Origin of the sequence: Okeania sp. KiyG1 (assembly GCF_014132355.1) — a bacterium.
Classification (GTDB): domain Bacteria; phylum Cyanobacteriota; class Cyanobacteriia; order Cyanobacteriales; family Microcoleaceae; genus Okeania.
Window position 1 is genome coordinate 224,194 of record NZ_BLZO01000091.1, and the last position, 19,826, is coordinate 244,019.

General features: G+C 40.4%; 18 protein-coding genes. 7 read left to right on the top strand and 11 right to left on the bottom strand.

The features are described from left to right. Positions 1–23: 23 nt before the first annotated feature. The 5 genes from SAGCYANO_RS45210 to SAGCYANO_RS21600 form a co-directional block, all read right to left on the bottom strand. Positions 24–269, bottom strand: coding sequence for a transposase (locus tag SAGCYANO_RS45210; RefSeq protein WP_237396479.1), 246 nt, complete (start codon positions 267–269; stop codon positions 24–26). Continuing rightward, positions 188–781: a transposase gene (locus SAGCYANO_RS45215; protein WP_307785950.1), complete on the bottom strand. Its 594-nt coding sequence runs from the start codon at positions 779–781 to the stop codon at positions 188–190. The genes SAGCYANO_RS45210 and SAGCYANO_RS45215 overlap by 82 nt, the downstream gene beginning before the upstream one ends. 377 nt (positions 782–1,158) lie before the next feature. Then, entirely contained in the window at positions 1,159–1,323 is a 165-nt protein-coding gene (locus SAGCYANO_RS21590; protein ID WP_202221942.1) for a hypothetical protein, read from the bottom strand. 454 nt (positions 1,324–1,777) lie between these two features. Continuing rightward, positions 1,778–3,016: a putative Ig domain-containing protein gene (locus SAGCYANO_RS21595; RefSeq protein WP_202221943.1), complete on the bottom strand. Its 1,239-nt coding sequence runs from the start codon at positions 3,014–3,016 to the stop codon at positions 1,778–1,780. Continuing rightward, the gene (locus tag SAGCYANO_RS21600; protein WP_202221944.1) at positions 3,007–4,203 is read right to left on the bottom strand and encodes a DUF642 domain-containing protein; all 1,197 of its coding nucleotides are present in this window, start codon (positions 4,201–4,203) and stop codon (positions 3,007–3,009) included. Before SAGCYANO_RS21600 ends, SAGCYANO_RS21595 begins: the two co-directional genes overlap by 10 nt. An 814-nt stretch (positions 4,204–5,017) precedes the next feature. Between SAGCYANO_RS21600 and SAGCYANO_RS21605 the strand changes: the two genes are divergently transcribed. The 3 genes from SAGCYANO_RS21605 (at position 5,018) to SAGCYANO_RS21615 (ending at position 11,219) form a co-directional block, all read left to right on the top strand. After that, positions 5,018–7,537, top strand: coding sequence for a putative Ig domain-containing protein (locus SAGCYANO_RS21605; protein WP_202221945.1), 2,520 nt, complete (start codon positions 5,018–5,020; stop codon positions 7,535–7,537). A gap of 965 nt (positions 7,538–8,502) precedes the next feature. Continuing rightward, positions 8,503–9,357, top strand: a complete 855-nt coding sequence (locus tag SAGCYANO_RS21610; RefSeq protein WP_202221979.1) for a glycosyltransferase family 2 protein — start codon at positions 8,503–8,505, stop codon at positions 9,355–9,357. Between the two features lie 779 nt (positions 9,358–10,136). Continuing rightward, positions 10,137–11,219 carry a glycosyltransferase family 1 protein gene (locus SAGCYANO_RS21615; RefSeq protein WP_202221946.1) on the top strand — a complete coding sequence of 361 codons (1,083 nt, stop codon included), beginning with the start codon at positions 10,137–10,139 and terminating at the stop codon, positions 11,217–11,219. Between the two features lie 131 nt (positions 11,220–11,350). Here SAGCYANO_RS21615 and SAGCYANO_RS21620 read toward each other — a convergent pair whose 3' ends face one another. From SAGCYANO_RS21620 to SAGCYANO_RS21630, 6 genes are all read right to left on the bottom strand, one after another. Further along, on the bottom strand, positions 11,351–11,680 hold the full coding sequence (locus tag SAGCYANO_RS21620) for a CVNH domain-containing protein (RefSeq protein ID WP_202221947.1): 330 nt from the start codon (positions 11,678–11,680) through the stop codon (positions 11,351–11,353). Positions 11,681–12,146: 466 nt separating this feature from the next. Further along, complete coding sequence (locus tag SAGCYANO_RS45220; RefSeq protein ID WP_307785951.1) at positions 12,147–12,449, bottom strand: transposase; 303 nt, start codon at positions 12,447–12,449, stop codon at positions 12,147–12,149. Between the two features lie 11 nt (positions 12,450–12,460). Then, positions 12,461–12,700 (bottom strand): transposase, encoded by a 240-nt coding sequence (locus SAGCYANO_RS45225; protein WP_237396481.1) that lies wholly within the window; start codon positions 12,698–12,700, stop codon positions 12,461–12,463. Next, positions 12,666–12,884 carry a hypothetical protein gene (locus SAGCYANO_RS45230; protein ID WP_237396482.1) on the bottom strand — a complete coding sequence of 73 codons (219 nt, stop codon included), beginning with the start codon at positions 12,882–12,884 and terminating at the stop codon, positions 12,666–12,668. The genes SAGCYANO_RS45225 and SAGCYANO_RS45230 overlap by 35 nt, the downstream gene beginning before the upstream one ends. Continuing rightward, complete coding sequence (locus SAGCYANO_RS45235) at positions 12,877–13,320, bottom strand: helix-turn-helix domain-containing protein (RefSeq protein WP_237396483.1); 444 nt, start codon at positions 13,318–13,320, stop codon at positions 12,877–12,879. Before SAGCYANO_RS45235 ends, SAGCYANO_RS45230 begins: the two co-directional genes overlap by 8 nt. A gap of 50 nt (positions 13,321–13,370) precedes the next feature. Continuing rightward, the gene (locus SAGCYANO_RS21630) at positions 13,371–14,705 is read right to left on the bottom strand and encodes a sigma-70 family RNA polymerase sigma factor (protein WP_202221948.1); all 1,335 of its coding nucleotides are present in this window, start codon (positions 14,703–14,705) and stop codon (positions 13,371–13,373) included. A 528-nt stretch (positions 14,706–15,233) separates the two neighbouring features. On the opposite strand from SAGCYANO_RS21630, the gene glmM reads away from it, so the two are divergent. The 4 genes from glmM to hpsN all read left to right on the top strand — a co-directional run bounded on the left by glmM (position 15,234) and on the right by hpsN (position 19,755). After that, complete coding sequence (gene glmM / locus SAGCYANO_RS21635) at positions 15,234–16,694, top strand: phosphoglucosamine mutase (RefSeq protein WP_202221949.1); 1,461 nt, start codon at positions 15,234–15,236, stop codon at positions 16,692–16,694. Between the two features lie 408 nt (positions 16,695–17,102). After that, positions 17,103–17,606 carry a hypothetical protein gene (locus SAGCYANO_RS45240; RefSeq protein WP_237396484.1) on the top strand — a complete coding sequence of 168 codons (504 nt, stop codon included), beginning with the start codon at positions 17,103–17,105 and terminating at the stop codon, positions 17,604–17,606. A gap of 209 nt (positions 17,607–17,815) precedes the next feature. Further along, entirely contained in the window at positions 17,816–18,733 is a 918-nt protein-coding gene (locus SAGCYANO_RS45245) for a hypothetical protein (protein WP_237396485.1), read from the top strand. An 11-nt stretch (positions 18,734–18,744) separates the two neighbouring features. Continuing rightward, on the top strand, positions 18,745–19,755 hold the full coding sequence (hpsN, locus tag SAGCYANO_RS21645) for a hormogonium polysaccharide biosynthesis glycosyltransferase HpsN (protein ID WP_202221950.1): 1,011 nt from the start codon (positions 18,745–18,747) through the stop codon (positions 19,753–19,755). The last annotated feature ends 71 nt before the right edge of the window (positions 19,756–19,826 follow it).

The following is a 19,826-nucleotide window of genomic DNA, read 5'->3' on the forward strand; positions in this document are numbered from 1 at the left end:
CTTGAAATCGGTGGGAACTCCACCTACTTATTCACATAGTTTTCTAGATTGACAGCAGCATTAAAGTCTCTGTCAGTTTCAAATCCGCAGTTAGCACAATTATACGTTCTCACATTTAACGGCATTTTCTGTTGATGTCCACAGTGAGAACATATTTGAGAACTTGGATAAAATCTATCTGCTATCACTAGCTGGCTTCCATACCACTCACACTTGTATGCAAGTTGACGCTTGAACTCATAAAACCCACAGTCTGCACCCACCCCCATCCCCTCCCGGGAGGAGCTAGAGAGGGTGGGTTGTGATTTTTCAGCATTCCACTGACATTCAAATCTTCTATCACTATGGTGCTGTGGTTTTTAGCTAACCATGCTGTGAGTTTATGCAGTGTATCGGCTCTGATATAAGCTACTTTTTTGTGCAGTTTTGCTAGTTTTTTGATAGCTTTGGCTCTGTTTTTGGAGCCTATCTCTTTTTTGTTGACACGGCGTTGAGAACGAGTTAGTTGTTTTTTCGCTTGCTTATATGCTTTGACGTTAGCATAGGTTGTTCCATCGCTACAGGTAGCTAGGGTGTTTATACCTACATCTACACCAATCACAGGTCGTTTTTTCAGAGGCGGTAATAGTGCTGGTTCCCAATCATATTTAAAACTGATATACCAATTATCTGCACGTTTTGATATGGTAACATTTTTGACAGGCACAGATGGTAAGATTTCATAAGTTTTTACTATTCCTATTCTGGGTAGTTTGATATAGTTTCCTTTCAGGATTTTAATACTTCCTTCTAAGTATAAACTATCTTTTTTACCTTTTTCTTAAACTTAGAAATCCACGTTTAGGAATAGTCAAAAAGTTTTTGAATGCCCTTTCTAAATCTCTTAATGCTTGTTGAGGGGCGCACTTTGATACTTCATAATACTAGGGATTTTTACTTTTGACTTCCCTTACCAAACGTTTATGTAAAGTGATAGCACTCAGTCGTTTCTTGGTTGATTGGTATTCAGTAATGCAAGTTGCTAATCCCCAGTTATAAGCAGTCAGGGGCTACACCAGCGTGTTTGGCAAGTATGGTTTTTGTTTATTATTAATTTTGAGTTTAGTTTTTATTGATTTCATTTCAATTGGTCAGCTACCTCTTTTATCAGAATTAGTTCTATGGGAATTCTAAGCGATCGGCAATAGGTCCGATCTTTCTCTGTTTAGAATGGTCTGCAAAATCAACCATTTCCCAAATAGTATACCATCTCTTGCTTGTTTGAGTTGTTATTTCATGTTCGGTTGAATACTTAGACTTTGGAGGTCCGAAGGCAGAAGGCAACCCACCCCTAACCCCGACCGTGGAGGGGAAGGCAGAAGGGAAAGAAAGGTTCAACGCCAGAAGTTTTTTTTATAACTAATTATCCGGACATGATATTATACCAATTTGAAAAAAGGGCGTTGCTGATTCTGGGTATGATGCAGAGCTAGCCGAGCAAGCCAATGGGTGGGGGGAATAAAACTCTAAAAGTCCCCCTTTATTAATCCCCTCCCGTCCCCCGCAGGATCGGGGGAAGCCAGAGGATGCTGCGCTTTTTGTTGAATGGGGGACCAGCGGGGGCGAAGGCGAGAACCAAACAATCGCGCATTCATACTTCAATTCAGCAACGCCGAAAAAAGAATGTTACAAATAAACTGGCTAGTAAATAACTAATAATCCACCTAAAACCTAAAACTAGCACCTACCACCTAAAACCTAGAAAATTATTTGTAGCAAACATTTATCACGCTTGGTATTATGGATTAACAGTTAAGTTAAATGAACTGTTTACTACATGACCATCATGGTCGTCAACAGTAATAGGTACAGCAAAAGAACCAGAGGATTGTGGTCCAGGGGGTGGTGGTGAAGATGGGTCAACAATTATACTTTTTGTTGTGGAGTCAAATGTTAATCCCGGGGGTAGGTCAAGATCCGAGACTGTGTAAGTCCAGGAATTTGCAGATGGATTGAAAACTGTTGATACATCAATAGGTAGATTTGTTGTTTGCCCCTGGGTTAAGGTTGGAGCACTAAAACTAGAATTGACAGTAGGGATAGAACCAGAAGGAGAACTCCCTGTCACAATTGAGCGAACAATATTTTCAATGGTATCTTGATTTACCGTTGCAGTAGAAGCGAACATAACTAAGTAGAAGTTCTTAAAGTAGAGAGTTACCGAATTCCTACCCACGTTACTGTTGACAAAAAGCAAGACGCTTCTCCCACGATTCCTAATTACCCTTGATTGGGGGGAAATTAATAGCTCTGAAGGAAGGGTGTCTTCTGCAATCAAGAGTTGGTGAACGGTGGGAGCATAGGGATTATTACTGGGCAAAGATGCCCAACTAACAGCATTATTATCGACTTGGAATGGTTGTCTTATTTTGATGCCCCCTGGACCATAGTCTGGACTTAGCCAAAAGTCTCCAATATGAGTGTGAAAAGGCTTTGTTAAGAGGTTCACCCCTATGATTGCTAATTCAGGGTGTTGCCGTGTAAAATAACGTCCTAATTGATGACCTGATGTTGAAGGAATATTCACCACATGGTTTTCAGAATTAGGTAAATCAGGAACTCTCTCACCATACTCGTAAAAATCCAGAAAACCATACAACCTCAAACATCCGTAGCCCCCAGGGGAGCCATAGTAATTAAAGATTGTCTTATCGGTCAACCCGTGATTCCCACAAAGACTTGGTTTGTCCCGCCCAACTTCCAGGTTATGAAGACCAGGGATGACATTGCCGATCGCCTGATGGTTACGGTTTATACCTGCCAGCACTTGATCTATATGATCGGCAGCCGCTGGTCTTGGGAAGCCTAAGAGTACTACTAGGCAACCCACGAGTATGAACATCAGAAATTTTTTCATTGTTTTCCTCCATTGGAAAAAAGTTACTTTTTGGTTTAGATATTTATATCCAGCTATCGCCCCTTGCTTGTTTAAATAGAGCGATCGCTTCACAGCTGAGGAATATCTGACTATTGGCATAAGTTCAGACTTACTCCATCAAGATGAATACCATAACTATTAGGTGTTTCATTGAGATTATCAAAGCTCAGAACTGTTTCAGTGCTTTTGGCTTCCAGGTTGTAAGTTTTCTCCTCCCATGGAGTCTCACTGTCAAGTTTATCTAGTGCTTCAACTAATTCATTTCCCCAATGTACATTCAGCTTTTGATGTTCGACTGTAGCTGGATTATAACTAGCTTTAAATGCAAAAGTTAGCTTGTAAGTCTTTCCTACCTGAGTGGCAATTTTCTGAGAAATTTTAGTTGTTGAATTATAACTATCTAAATCCACAGTTTGTCTACCATCGCGGGGGTCGTTGATGTATTTATTAATTTCGATGTATTGACCCTGGTCTAACTCCCAGCCTTCAATTGCATTTTCAAAACTATAAACGCCAGCTAATACTGGTTTTTCAAAGCTGCCATTTACCACTAAATTGTTTGGTGCTGTATTTTGGCATAAAACCTGCTGAGGCATTTCTTGGATAAAACTGATGTCACCAATTAAATAACCATCATTTTCAGCACCAGCTAAACTCAGTTGTACCCCGGCAATTTTCTCCTTGTCGTCATCAGTGGCAAAACCAAGGTACTCATTACCTGTTTTACTGTTAGTTACCTCTCCCAATAGCCCTCCGGTGCGGTCGAAAACTTTGATTTTGACAGCACCTACTGCATCAAGGTCTCCTACTGTTATCCCCACACTGGCTACATCTTTGTCGAACAAAATGCTATAAGCTGCATTCTTTTGAGTAGCAATGACTCTACCGTCTGAGAAAGCAGGGTTAGAAATAATACTAACTACACGAGTCCGGATATCTGTAGATAGAGATAAGGGGTTGCTTGGGTTTCCAATAATGCAACCAAGAGCTGTTGCCCCTGGACAATCTGTTGCTGTATTACGCGAATAGCTTTGGCCTGCAAACATTGCTTTGAAGGTCAGGGTAGGGGCAGTAGCATCTCCACCATATTCAGCAGGTGTATAGACAGGTTCGAGAGTCTCGTTAGGCAATTCATTAAAGGTGATGTTACCTGTGGGAGCATTCAAGTCTGAGGCCATAATAGTATGAATGCCGTTGAGAGTTCCACTGTGGGCTAGAGCTGGCTGAACTATCCAAGTTGCCAAGCTTAAAGTTAGGACGATTAAATACGATATTAGTTGTTTCATGGGTTTAATTTTCCAAAAATCATGAGAATCTTGAACAATAAGATCATTTCAGTTATCACTTATCAGTACCTCTGCAATAAGGAGGCTTGACATCAGGAATAGTCTCTTTCTCTTGGTCGATTAGATATGGCGAGGAGACCTAGCCATTTCTCGACCGCTCACCAAAGTCGCCTCAGATTGCCAGGAAGGGCGATCGTTAAAGTTTAGAGTCTACAGTTAATAGAAATTCTACCATATCAGGGATATTTATTCAATTGATTACTGAATGAAAAACGCCTTATGTTTCATCTACTTTTTAACTCAATTCTCTACCAAAATCAACATATTTATTTGAAACTTTACTATTAAATTTTGTGAATAATTCTGGTCGTTCTAGGACACAGGATTTATGTTATTCGATCTCAAATTGGAGTCCAAAAAACTATCATATCATATCCAATTAATTTAGGCATTTCATAGTCTTTCAGACTTCGCCCGTGAGGGTCTCAAAACCTGTAACTAAAAAGCCCATACTCCAGCCCATAGAAGCTTATTTGCCCGATAACATAATTCTTAATAAACCCTATAACCTAAATTTTTAAATCCTGAATTTACCCCAAATTTTTATTTGACTTTTTCCTAAAATATTCTTAACTATGAAATGTACTTAATTCATCGCAATAGTCAAAAAACTATGAGTAACGATTGAGCTAGTTTAAAGAAATAAATGTCCTTAGCCTCAATCAAACTTATTTGCATGACTACTCCTGATTGATGAAAACAATGGAGCTTAAAAGTGATCGAGAAACTTTATAAGTCACTGATAGCAGTCTTAATGGCGATCGCCTTAACGATCGTCGGACCTGGCATGGCTCAGGCCACACCCAATACCGTCACATATATAGAAGGTAGTCCGCCGATTCCAATTAACAGCAGTCTCAACTTTTCTTGTGGTTTAGAATATGGAGACGGTGAACTGCGGTTTAGTCTCAGCAACGGTACCCCCAACGACCAGTTGAACCTTACCAGCGCTACCAACCCCAATGCCAAAGGAGCAATCTCAGTAGATAATTCCGGCAGCATTTTCTTAGGCAATGGAACTGAGACTAATCGTATTGGTTCGATCCTGGAAACTGAAGATGGAACTAATGGCAAAGCCTTAACCATTCGCTTTTCCAGTCCCCTGACCAATGCCGGGTTTGAAACCGGGGATCTGACTGGCTGGACAGCCTTTCAGAAAAATTACAGTACTGTCCAAAACCTCAATGGTCAAAGCATTGCCTACGATTTCAACGGTAGCACTGGCACGGGCAAAATTATTGTCTCTACACCCAATGGTTCTCCTAAGTATACCGTTAGTATAGACAACAAAACTGTAGGCAGTGGCAACTACGCTCTGCGCCTAGTCAGTAATGGTGGCATCACTGGCCCCAGTGGTAGCGATCGTCCATCGGGCAATGGTTCTCTCCACGGCCCTTATGTTCGTAGTGATTCCTTTGAAGCCTTTGCAGGGGACAGCATCACCTTGGATTTTTCGGCTCAAAGGGGAAGTGATGCCTACGAAGTTTTTGGCTTTTTAATTGGGACAGGTAGCGATAATAGCTTTGGCAGTAGTGATGACACTCGTACCCAACTGTTTGCCAAGCGTGGCGACAAAGTTCCTTTCAATTCTGTCAGCGCTACCATCCCCGCAGATGGTCAGTACCAGTTTGAATTTGTTTGCGGGACCTATGACAAAACTGGTGGACTAGGCCTCGGTGCAAGCTTGTTTGTAGACAACGTGCGTTTGGTTTCTGCAACTTCCGTTACAGATGCTGTAATACAAGCTATTAGCGATGGTGTCACCTATAACAATATTTCTCACAACCCCAATACTGATACCCGTCATCTGAACATCACTCGCAAGACTGCTAATAATATGACAGATTCTACTGCAGTAGATATTCTGTTCACGGCGGTGAATGATGCTCCGACGATCGCCAATAATGATGGTGCAACAGTGAATGAAGGAGAATCAGTAACAATCGGATCGGCTAACCTCAGTGGTACAGATTTAGATAACAACAATGCTGACTTGACTTACATCCTGAACACTAACCCTAGCCATGGCAGTATTCAAGTTTCTGGAGTCAATACCACTCAGTTTACGCAAGCCGATCTGGATGCAGGCCTTGTCACATATATTCACGACGGCTCCGAAACCATTGCCGACAGCTTTAATTTTGAGTTAACGGATGGAGTTACCTCTGTTACCGAAACATTTAACTTGAATGTCATCCCTCAAAATGACATCCCGGTAGTGGTTAATCCCATTGACGATCAAACAATTTACTCCCGGCGTTTATGGAATTTCCCTATTCCCATCGATACCTTCGAGGATGCAGATGGAGACATTCTCACCTTGAGTCTTAGTATGGCTGATGGCAGTCCCTTACCGGCTTGGCTAACTTTTGAATCAGACACAGGAATATTTGGCATCCCCAGCAATGATGACGTGGGAATCCTTAACCTGGTTGTTACTGCAGATGACGGTCATGGTGGCAGTGCTAGTACTGGTTTTGTTGTTACTATTGAGCGTGGTAACTATGCTCCTGTTGTGGTCAACCCTATTGACGATCTCAGCACAGTAGTGACTAAACCTTTCAGTTTTACTGTCCCTGGGACAACGTTTAGCGATCCCGATAGCGATCCACTAAGCCTCAGCGCGAGTTTGGCTAATGGCGCTTCTTTGCCTACTTGGTTAAGCTTTGACCAAGCAACAGGGATGTTCAGCGGTACTCCTCCTAAAACCGACATCGGTACCCTTTGCTTGGTAGTAACTGCAGATGATGGACAGGGAGCACAGGTGAGCGATCGCTTTAGCCTGAATGTTGAATCCTTGCTTTCTCTGAAGGAAACCTACACCAATCCTGACAACGGACACATTTACTTCTTAACCAAAGTTGGCACTTGGACTGATACCCAAGCTGAAGCAGAAGAGGTAGACGGCAACCTTGTTACCATCAACGATGAAGCCGAACATGATTGGTTGTGGGGCACTTTTGGCACTGGCGAGCCGTTCTGGATCGGTCTCAATGATGCGAATAACGAAGGCACCTTTAGCTGGATTAGTGGTCAAGACTTTGACTATGAATATTGGCATCCCATTAAGCCTGACAGTGGCTATTATGGTGGTGAGGACGAAGATTATGTCGTGATGAATTGGCGTGACCTCCGTGAGCCTGGGAATGGTTGGGCTGATGTGGAAAACGATGGTCCTTACTACGGCGACCCTGTTCAGGGTATTGTTGAGGTTGAACCCGAAAGCCTTGATTATTCCCTCAATGGTGATTCTGATGCTTGTGATGAAGTCTAAGTTGTTGATTTACTAATATCATATTCGGATCAGCGCGTTATAATATTGTAGTGGACTGTTTCATCTTAAATGTTGCATTAGAAAATGGGGTGATGGGAACCCACCCTAGCCCCTCCCCTCCGGTGGAGGGGAATTTGGGGGTGATGGGGGGATGGGGTGACGAAAAAAGCGCTCTGCACTATTTTAGGTGAAACAGTCCAGTAGGCTGAGTGCAACCCAACCTACAGAACTGCCCATAATATTTTGGGCGTTGCTGATTCTGGGTATGATGCAGAGCTACCCGAGCAAGCCAAAATTGGGGGGAATAAAACTCTAAAAGTCCCCCTTTAATCCCCTCCCGTCCCCCGCCGGATCGGGGGAAGCCAGAAGATGCTGCGCTTTTTGTTGAATGGGGGATGCGCGGGGGCGAAGGCGAGAACCAAACAATCGCGCATTCATACTTCAATTCAGCAACGCCTATTTTGAAACTGCAACTGGAATGAGCAGGAAAAATTATGAAGATCGGGATTTAGGCAGTAATTCTAGAAATAGAGTTGCTGCCTAATATAGAACCCCTAAACGGATCTATTAAGCATCTCCTCCACGCATAGGGAGTAGGGAGTAGGGAGTAGGGACGCCCTTATGCAACGTCCGTACAGAGTAGGGAACCCACCCTCGCCCCTCCCCTCCCAGGAGGGGAAGAATTGATGAATAACAGTGCAATAATTGATTTGATTTTTGATTGTTGGAGATATCTATCTATAGTAATTAAATATCAATATCCTCACTTCTTGACCTAAAAACCCTACCGCGTGCAAAGATATGATCGGGGCTTCTATAAAGTGCGATTGATTAGCAATTACATTTGAGTGATCGGTTAAATTGGAGTGCGCTATATATACTATCTTTGCGTAAGTCCTGATTAAGTAAAAAATCAAAAGTGAACTTGTAGATTAGGAGAAACTAATATCAATACAAATTCTTCCATATACTTTCTCACAGTTAATTACTATTCCACTCAATTAATTCAAAAATTAATCAATTCCATTAAATTAACTCCCCAACTGTTTCAGCAAATTATCATTATTAATAACTCGACCGATGATAATTCTATTTATCAACTCCAAAACCATACCACAATTATTATCAACTCAGAAACTAATTTAGGATATGGTAAAGCCTGTAATTTAGGATTAAATTGGATTTATGTTCGAAATCCCCAAGCAATAATTTGGTTAATTAATCCCGATGCTTATTTATTGCCAAATGCCCTAGAAAAAGCACATCATTTTTTAGCAGAATATCCAGATTTTTCTATATTAGGAACAACAGTCTACGAACCCACAGGAAAAGTTTGGTTTGGTGGGGGAAATTTTATCCCTGAAACTGGCAAAATAATTGCTAATGAATTTCTCTCCAACACAGAAACATCAACCACAGATTGGGTGACAGGGTGCAGTATGTTAATTAACTTCAAAAACTTTAAAAGCTGTCCTGAATTTGATGAGGATTATTTTTTATATTATGAAGATTTTGATTTTTGTAGACGCTATGCAAAACAAGGTCATAAAATAGCTATAACTCAAAAAATATCTGTAGTTCATCAACCATCTTCCATTACTAATAAAAATCCCGAATTAAAATTTGAGCATAGCATCTATAGCTACCTATTGAGTTTAGAAAAACATACAAATAAATTGGTTTTAATATATAGATTAATTAGAATTACTATAGCAGCCCTGATTCTGCTACCTATAAATTATAAAATAGCTTATGTTAAAATCAAAGCAATAGGTAAATTTATCAGACATAATTGTAGGTTGGGTAGAACGAAGTGTTAGCGGAGCTTATCCGTTAGGATAAACCCAACAAAGCATGATTTGATTGAACTAATTTTTGTCTGATCTAAAATAGATTGGGTGAAAATGTTGGGTTTCGTTTTTCAACCCAACCTACACTATAGCATTTCTCTGTTTAATATGGTACATTCACGATCCCCCGCGCATCCCCCTTAAAAAGCTATCCCTTATAAGGAACTCCTGAAACCCTTGTAGGAGGATGGGGAGGAGGGGGAAGAGGGGGAAGAGGGGGAGTAAGAATTTTGTCTACAGTCCTCAAAAAAGTGTATTTTTCAATACAATTTTCTCCCGAAAAAGCTGAACCCAGACTTACCCATAACTTGTCTGTTTTGTCAAGTTTTATGTTAAGAAAGATGTTTATAAAGCATAGCTTAAAAAGGGGGACTTTGAAGGCTCACCCCCCCTAAATCCCCCTTAAAAAGGAGACTTTGAAGGCTCCCCCCTTTTTAAGCTATCCCTTACCCATAACTCCTGAAACCCTTGTGGGAGGGTGGGGAGGATGGGGAGGATGGGGAGGAGCGGGAGGAAGAATCCTGTCTACAGTTATCAAAAAACGTATTTTTCAATACATTTTTCTCCCGAAAAAGACGAACTAAGACTTACCCATAACTTGTCAATAATGTCTACGTTTTATGTTAAGAACTATGTGGGTAAAGCATAGCTTATTAAGGGGGGTTAGGGGGTATCTGGGGGCAGAGGGGGTCTAAAACTGTACCTCATAGATTAAAGAACTGCTATATTTAAAATTTTTTGCTCTATAAATGTCTAATCAACTTCTAATCAATCTATCAGTATTAATCCCACAACCAACAGGAATATCCATCTACGCAAATAACATCCTGCCGCAACTTCAACAACTCAATCCTACTCTGTTAGTTGCTAATAATATTCCCAATTTTAACTGCCATCTAATCCCTAACAATATGACACCAGCTCAGGGAACTAAAGGTCATTTACGACGATTATTATGGACTCAATTTCAACTATCAAAAATCTATAAAAAATTACAAGCAAATCTACTTTTTTCTCCCCTTCCAGAAGCACCATTATATTCTCAGTGTCGTTATATAGTAATGGCTCACGATTTAATTCCTTTACGTTTTCCTAAACCTGGTTCTCGCTTAACTGCTTATTTCAAATATTATATTCCCCAAGTATTAAGTCAGGCAGAACATATTATTTGTAATTCTCAAGCTACGGCAACAGATATTACTGATTTTTTCCAAATACCACCTCAAAAAATTACGCCTATTCCTTTAGGTTATGATTCTCAAAGATTCCGATTTTTAGACTTACCCACAAAAAATTACTTTCTTTATCTCGGTCGCCACGACCATTATAAAAATCTGCATCGGTTAATAGAAGCATTTGCTAAATTGCCTAATTTTTCCGAGTATGAATTATGGTTTGCCGGACCTACAGATAATACCTATACACCAACATTAAAAACTCAAATCAAAGAATTAGGTTTAACAAAATTAGTCAAATTTCTTGACTATGTTCCTGATTCAGAATTACCCAAAATAATAAATCAGGCGATCGCTCTGGTTTTTCCTAGTCTGTGGGAAGGGTTTGGTTTTCCAGTATTGGAAGCAATGGCGTGTGGTACTCCAGTTATTACTTCTAATATTTCATCCCTGCCAGAAGTTGCTGGAGATGCAGCTATTTTAGTTAACCCGAAAAATGTGGGAGAAATAACAGATGCGATGAATATTATTGCTAAAGATGGGGGAGAGCGATCGCGCCTCTCAACCTTAAGTTTAGGTAGAGCTAGAGAGTTTAGTTGGAAACAAACTGGTTTAGCTACTAGGCAGATAATTCTGAATTATCTGATTAAGGTTTAAATAATTAGGGCGATCGCTCCTTTTTGATTTGGGAATTTAAATTAACTGTGAATTGCTAACATTAAAACCCCAGTTATTGAAGTTCAACCAATGGTTATATAATACTTGTTAACCATTAAAATTGATTACAATTACTCGTACTTCAAAGTGCCATCAATATTAGCAATGTGCTCGTCTAGATTGATTCCAGCTGGTACCCATACCTGATCGCGTGTTTTACACTCACCAACTAGAAAACTAGGGCCAGACAATTGAGTATAGCGACAAGTCTGAATAAAGTTGCCTGGTTGCCACATGAGACTTCCATCAACATTTTCTATGTATGGATTCAAGTTTATCTGTGTTGGATTTAGGTAACCACTAATAGTCCTGCAAGTTGAAAACAGAGTTGAACCACTAATGCCAGAGTCGTAGCAACTTTGGCTAAAATCACCCAAGGCCCAAGCTTGGTTAGCGAACATACCGAAGGACATTGCAACAGTAAATATGAAGGCAACTACAGCCTTAAAGAATCCATTTTTCATGACAATTAAGTTTTCTTTCTGAACTAGGGTAAATAACAAAGGTTTGCCAGATTACCTTGATTTAGGATTATCTGGTTTGATCTTGAGGTTCCTTTTAAGTTCCTCTGCAATTAAGACGATCTAGGAGGGCAGTTTATGATTTTTTTTTTAGGCGCTTTTCTACTAATAGTTACAGACTTCGGATTGATATTATCTGGCAAGATTTCATAAGTTTTTACCCATCCAATTCTTGGTAGTTTAATATGATTAAAGCCTACCGATATTGAGCCATCTAAAGTAAAGCTATCTTCCGTTCTTAGAAACCTATGATAATCTATAGAAATCTATGATTATCTGTTCTATTCCTGTTTCTATCTGGCAACGTCGGCGTTATCCAGTCCACAGGCTGTCACGGCCGTTCGCGCTAGCGTTGCGGAGCAAACTGACCGCCATAGCTAAATTTAACGCTGCATTCAAGTCTCGTTCGCGCTAGCGTTGCGGAGCAATCGCAACTAAAATTGCAGTGTTCGCAATTGAAAACGCGCTCTGATAAAAACAGAGACTCTTTAACAGTTCCACACCTACTGCAAGTTTTAGAACTAGGAAACCATCTATCCACAATGGTGAGTTGAGAACCATATAACTCACACTTGTACTCTAACTGTCTGCGAAACTCGTAAAAACCCATATCTGCAACAGCCTTAGCTAGCTTGTGATTTGACATCATTCCTGATACATTTAGGTCTTCACCCACCCCTCTAGCTCCCTCCCGGGAGGATGGGGTGGGTTGTGGTTTTTAGCCAAGTAAGTAGTAAGTTTATGCAATGTATCTTTTCTGATATTAGCTATTTTGCTATGCAATTGAGCTATCTTAAGTTGCGCTTTTTTCCAGTTGTTAGAGAACTTGGTTTTATGTCGGTTCAGGTATTGCAGTCGGGATAGTTTAGCTTCTAACTTTTTGCATATGTTTACCACCATCGAATACTTCACCTGTTGACAATGTTGCCAAAGTTTTAACTCCTAAGTCTACACCAACTACATCTACTGATTTTTCAATGTTTTGAGATTCTCTTTCTACTTTAAAGCTGACAAACCAACGATTAGCTTTTCTACTAATGGTTACAGACTTGGGATTGATATTATCTGGTAATATTTCATGCATTTTTCACCCATCCAATTCGGGGTAATTTAATTTGATTAAAACCTACCGAGATTGAGCCATCTAGAGTGTTTGCGTAGCATTCCGCAGGAAAACTATCGTCTCTACCTTTTTTCTTGAATTTAGGTTGATCAGACACTTTGCTAAAGCAACGTTTCCAAGCATTTGATAAATACCTCAAAGCATATTGAGGCGCTGTTTTAGAGACTTCATAATACCAATAGTTATTCGGTTTAACCATTGCCACCAAAAGTTTATGCAGGTCGATTGCGGTAGGAAATTTCAGTTTACCTGAAGGATTATTTGAATTGTGATCGAGAATGTTCCTAGTTAACCATAGTCCCCAATTATAGGCATGACGGGCTACACCAGCGTGTTTAGCCAGCAATGTTTTTTGCCCTTTTGTGGGGTGTAACTCAGTTTTGAATCCAAGTAGCATAAACAGATAATCCCAGATTTTTATAGATAATACCAGATTTTAGCCAACAGTTACAAGCCCCCTGTATCCGTCAACGACCTATGCCAAATCTGAATATCCTTCAATGAACTCCGAACATTCAGGAAAAGTTTCATCTCTCCCATTAACCGAGAGCTTAACCAATATTTAGTATTATCCCCTGTCAAACTCTGCCACATAACATACGGTTTCAACCATCGCGATCGCTTCCTTGATAAGCAACAGGGAAAATATTTTTTCTGGTGACTTTTGTTTACAGTTGATAGGCAACAGGCAACAGACAACAAGGAAGCAATTTTTTCAGATCGTGGGTGGTGCAAAAAAAAACTTTTCTGATCACCTTTGCTTACTGTTCTATAGAATGGTTGAATAAAATTATTGATTTTCTGGATATCTCTATTATCCTTTGACACCACCAAACTTTGGACACGCCCATCTTTTTCTGCCTCAACTACCTCTTCTGGTGATGGGGTGATGTGGGTGATGGGGTGATGGGGTGATGTGGGTGATGGGGTGATGGGGTGATGGGGTGATGTGGGTGATGGGGTGATGGGGTGATGGGGTGATGTAGGTGATGGGGTGATGGGGTGATGGGATGATGTGGGTGATGGGGTGATGGGGTGATGGGGTGATGGATAAATAGAATGGCCATCAAATGTAGGGCAATCGCCTTGCAATTGTTTCGTCCCTATCTCTAACCCTTTCCTTTCTTCCGACTCAATTCTCTGCTGCTTTTCCCCATATTTCCTTTGGGTAGACAACTTCCGACCCACCCCTGCCGTAACACTTACTTTCTTCCCCGTCCCTAGAAAATAGTTGCTCAACTTCTCTTTGAGCTTTTTCTTGGCCACATATATCCGCCTGGATACATTGTTGTAAGATATCCCTTGCCGTTCCGCAATTTCTATATGGGAAAGCTCTTCGTAAAAATGTAAAATAAAAGTCTCCCGTAACGTTTCCGATAAATCAGCGATCGCCCGTCGAATCTCAATAGACTTCTCCTCTCTCTCCAGACAACTCTCCGGCGACTCCACCGAAGACGCAATACCCATCTCATCTGTCTCGCCCACTAATTCAATACTTTCAACACCTGTAGCGCCTCGAGAACGTTCTCGAATAATATCAATACAAAGATTGCGAGTCAGCTTGATGGACCAGGCCCTAAAATTAGTAATTTTCCCCTCAAACTTTTGCACCTTTTCCCAAGCTTTTAGCGTCGCCCGACTCAGAGCATCCTCCGCATCTGTTCGGTTAGAATTCATTAACCTGAGACAGCACTGATAAAGTATGTCTTGATGTTCAGTCCATTGCTCCCAAAACTGATAAACCAGACCGGAATTGCCCCTCTCGGTTAAAGCAAAGTCCATTATATTTCTCTTCCATCTGCTGACTATCTACATAGAAAAGACGTAAGGAAATTTACCTGTATGACTCATCAAACTTCATATAAAACCTCATATAATTAGGCACCGTTTTTAGCTATCCTCACAAGTCAAATCATTTGTCAATCTCATAAAACCTACAAATACTACTACTTTCACAAGTCGAATCATTTGTCAACCCTATAAACTCTATATGAATATTTATTCAACAAACAATAGACAGCAAGCATTAACGAAGTCAGAAGTCAGAAGTTAGAAGTCAAATGTACAATCTGAGTCCCATCTCCCCTACTCCCCAGAGGGAGGCCAGAAGCTCCTACTTCAAAGGCCCAGGAGTAGGCTGAAAAAAAAAGCGATCGCCTCCTTCTTAGCTATGGAGCGATCGCCCTTAATTTGCCAAAATTCTCAAAATGACTGACTAGGTAAATAATTCAAAATTATGTATTCAATCCGGAAGTGCTATTCTCTTTGTTGAGAGTGAGAATAACTTAATCTTGACGAGGAGTGAAAATTATGGTAGCAACACCATCATTCAAACCAACTTATGGACAAAAAACCTTTAACTTATCGCCCACAGCAATAACAACAACATTACCTTGGAATAATACCTCATTGCCCACAACACCCCTATTCGGCACAGATGGCATCCGGGGTAAAGCAGGAGAACTACTTAATGCCCCCCTAGCTCTACAAATAGGTTTTTGGGCAGGACAAGTGTTACGCGAATATTCTCAAAATCCCGGCCTTGTAATCATGGGTCAAGATACCAGAAACTCTGGCAATATGTTAGCCATGGCTCTATCAGCAGGTTTAACAGCAGCAGGATTAGAAGTTTGGAATTTAGGTTTATGCCCCACTCCTTGCGTTGCCTATCTCACAAGTGTTTCAGAAGCCATAGGTGGAGTAATGATTTCTGCTAGTCATAATCCACCCGAAGATAATGGAATAAAATTTTTTGGCTCCGATGGTACAAAGCTTTCTTCAGAATTACAGAAACAGATAGAATCTGGAATTAGAGGAACAGCAGATTTTCCAGCCATCCACAGTAACTGGGGACAGCATTACCATCGACCAGAATTAGTCAAGGAGTACCAAGCATCTCTACATTCTCCTTTAATACCAGGACATTTCCAAGGAATGAAAATAGTTCTGGACTTGGCCTGGGGAGCAGCAGTTCATACCGCCCCAGAAGTTTTTCAGGCAATGGGGGCAGAAGTTATTTGCTTACATGACCAACCAAACGGCGATCGTATTAATGTCAACTGTGGTTCGACCCACCTACATCATCTCCAGCAAGCAGTAGTAGAAAACAAAGCTGATATAGGATTTGCCTTTGATGGAGATGCTGACCGAGTATTAGCAGTAGATTCTCAAGGTCGTTCTATTGATGGAGATTATATACTCTACTTCTGGGGTCAAAGCTTAAGTCAAGCTGGCTTACTACCAAACAATTTGATTGTCACTACAGTTATGGCCAATTTAGGATTTGAACGTGCTTGGCACAAACAGGGTGGACAAATATTAAGGACAAAAGTAGGAGACCAATATGTTCATGCAGAAATGCAGCGGACGGGTTCAATGTTAGGAGGGGAACAATCAGGACATATTCTCTGTCCTCACTATGGCATTTCAGGAGATGGTCTTATGACGGCCTTACATTTAGCAACCCTAGTCAAAAATTCTGGAGTCTCCCTAGGAGAATTAGTAGACCAAAGCTTCCAGACATATCCTCAACTGCTCCAAAATGTCCGGGTTGAAGACCGCGATCGCCGAGCCAACTGGCAAAAGTGCGAAGCATTAGTCAGAGCTATAGACGAAGCAGAAATAGCTTTAGCAGATGTAGGGCGGGTTTTAGTCCGAGCCTCTGGCACAGAACCACTAATTAGAGTTATGGTAGAGGCAATTAATGCTGAACTTGCAAGCTACTGGACAGAGAACTTAGTCTTAGCAGTCCAGCAACATCTCAGGAATTGAGAATTTAGAATGCAGAATGTAGAATTAACAAGAATTGAGAATTTAGAATGCAGAATACAGAATTAACGAGAATTTAGAATGCAGAATACAGAATTAACGAGAATTTAGAATGCAGAATGCAGAATTAACGAGAATTTAGAATGCAGAATGCAGAATGCAGAATTAACGAGAATTTAGAATGCAGAATGCAGAATGCAGAATTAACGAGAATTTAGAATGCAGAATGCAGAATGCAGAATTATTAAATTAAGAAATTAACAAGTTAACCATTATTTTTTAATTCTCAATTCTCAATTCTCAATTCATATAGACAATTGTTGAATTCTAAATTCTAAATTCTAAATTCTAAATTCTAAATTCTAAATTCTAAATTCTAAATTCTAAATTCTAAATTCTAAATTTATCAGAATGCCGACAAAACAAAAGTCTAAAAAAAAATCAAAAAGCAAATCAAAAAAGAAAGGCAAACCTGCTGCTCCTCCCATTAGCAAAAAGGAATTAGCTGCCAGAAAGCGTCAAAGAGCTAAACAAATTCAGCAGGCTATTGGTGCTCTTGTTACTTATGGTGGTCTTGGTCTTGTTATTGGTATAACGTTATATTTCGTAGCGGAACCAAAAATAGCCCTTGCTGGTGGTGGTGGTGTGGCAGTTTTAGGTCTTTCCTTTAAATATCCAATGTTGGGGCTTTGGGGATTTATGATTTATATGCCCTTTGCTGGCACCGTGACTTACTGGATCGGTGGAGGAAGTCCCATATTTCAGTTAGCTAAAGATGGCTTTTTTATTCCTGCAATGATTGGCATTGGTATGTGGTGCAAGCAGACAGGAAATCCATTCATCATTCCCAAGGCACTAAAAAAATCCCTTATACATTTTATTGGGCTTTTGTCTGCTCACTCTACTATTGGTTAATGGTGCTCAACAGCTTGACCCACCCAGACCAGGGGATAAGCCTATTTTGATGGGAATATTGGGACTCAAAGCACTTATTGGTTACCTACCTTTAATTACAGGTGCTTATTATAAGCTCAAAACCAAAAAAAGAATTACTACTTGCTGCCCGTCTTACGCTAATTCTAGCTATTATCTGTTGTTTATTGGGTATAGTACAGTACCAATTCTTGAGTTCAGGTAAGTGTGTTGGTACTCGTGGTAAAACCGGAGATGAATTATTTAGGGCAAGCCTTGAAGCTAAATGTTTAGTAGGAGGCGCTCTACTATTTAGCCCCGACCAAGGTACAATTCGTTTACCTGGTACTTTTGTTGCACCTTGGCAGTGGGGATGGTTCTTGATTTCTAATGCTGCCTTTACCTTTGCAGTTGCTTTTAGTGACCCCTCTCCTCTGTGGCGGATAGGAGGTTTATTTGGAATGGCAGTAGTTTTTGTTAATGCAGCTATTAGCGGTCAAAGAATTGCTCTAGCTCTAGTTCCCACAGTAACTATAATTCTTCTGGTGCTGACAGGTCAGATCGCTAACCTCAAAAAGTTTCTTCCCATTGGTATTGGACTCGGCGTTGTCCTCGGAGGAGCAATAGTATCCAATCCCGCAGTTGTTCAACAACGGATAGATAGTTTTGTGAGTCGTTGGAATGCCTCACCACCAACTGCTTTTATTAGTCAACAATTTGAGGAGTCTAACCATGGACAAGATGGATTTTTTGGCAATGGGTTAGGGCGAGCGACCAACGCAGCCCGAGCTTTTGGTAAAACTAGGTTAATTGAGACTTATTATCCTAAGTTAATTTACGAAATAGGGCCGATAGGTACAATTGCAATGTTACTCTTAGTAACAGTTATTACTTTTACTGGTTTCAAAGCTTATCGCTCTGTTAAGGACAAGAGTCTACGAAGTTATGGTGCTAGCTATTGGGTTTTTGTTTTGATTATTAGCTACAACACTTATTACTATCCTCTAGATGTAGACCCAGTTGCGGTTTATTACTGGTATTTTGCTGGGGTAGTTCTGAGGTTGCCAGCAATTGATAAACAAGAGCAAGCAAGAATTAAAGCGGAAGAAGAAATGGAAAATAGTAAATAAGAAGGAGAAAAATGAACGCACAATCTCTAAACGAAGAAAACCAACAATTAACTATTCCTATTTCTGTTGTCATTCCTACCTATAACCGGGAAGAAGCTCTGGTAGATACGATCGCTGATGTTATTGAACAAGACTATCCGAATTTTGAAGTTTTGGTAGTGGACCAGACTGCTACTCATAAACCAGAGACTCAAGCTTATTTAGAAGAACAAGCAAGTGCTGGAAAAATTAAATTGTTCCGTCTGACTTGGGCGAGTTTACCAGGAGCAAGGAATTATGCAGTCAGACATTGTAGTGGCGAAATAATTATTTTTATTGATGATGATGTACGCTTGGAAAAAGGATTTTTGGCTGCCCATGCTCGTAACTATGTCGATCGCACAGAGATAGGTGCAGTGGCGGGACGAGTATTCGATCGCATGAAATTAGGAGATTCTGGTGGAGAGTTAGAAATAGAAGATTTGCCCCCTGAAGCTTCAGACCCTGGTATTGCTTGGTATCATATCGATCTGGTACATACAGTTAAGCCTCAACGAGTGATATCAGCTAGAGGCTGTAATATGTCTTATCGCCGAGAGATTTTTACTAAGTATGGTCTTAGTTTTGATGAGCGGTTTCGGGGTAGTGCTGTACGCGAAGAGTCAGATTTTTGTTTGAGGTTACGACAAACTGGTTATCAAATTTGGTTTGACCCAGAAGCTTCTTTAGTTCACTTGGGTGAAGAAAGTGGGGGTTGCCATGATATTTCAACGCGATCGCTCAAATATCAAGTTACTTTTTATCACAATCACTTTTTCATGGGATTAAAAAATCTTACTCCTACTCAATGTGCGCGTTTCTTTGCCAAATTATTTGATTGTCATGTATTGGGGAACCCTCCTTGCTATAAAAGTGGCTCCCCTATCAAAATAATTACCCGTGGAGGTTTCTATACTCTTGGTTTTTTGAGTGCTGTTCAAACAAGGGTTAAATCTATTTGGGATGACGGGCAAATTTATACAAAGAAAGCCAAAATTGAATAAATTCAAAAGTCAAAAGTCAAAAGTCAAAAGTAAGAAGGTAATAATTCAAAAGTCAAAAGTCAAAAGTCAAA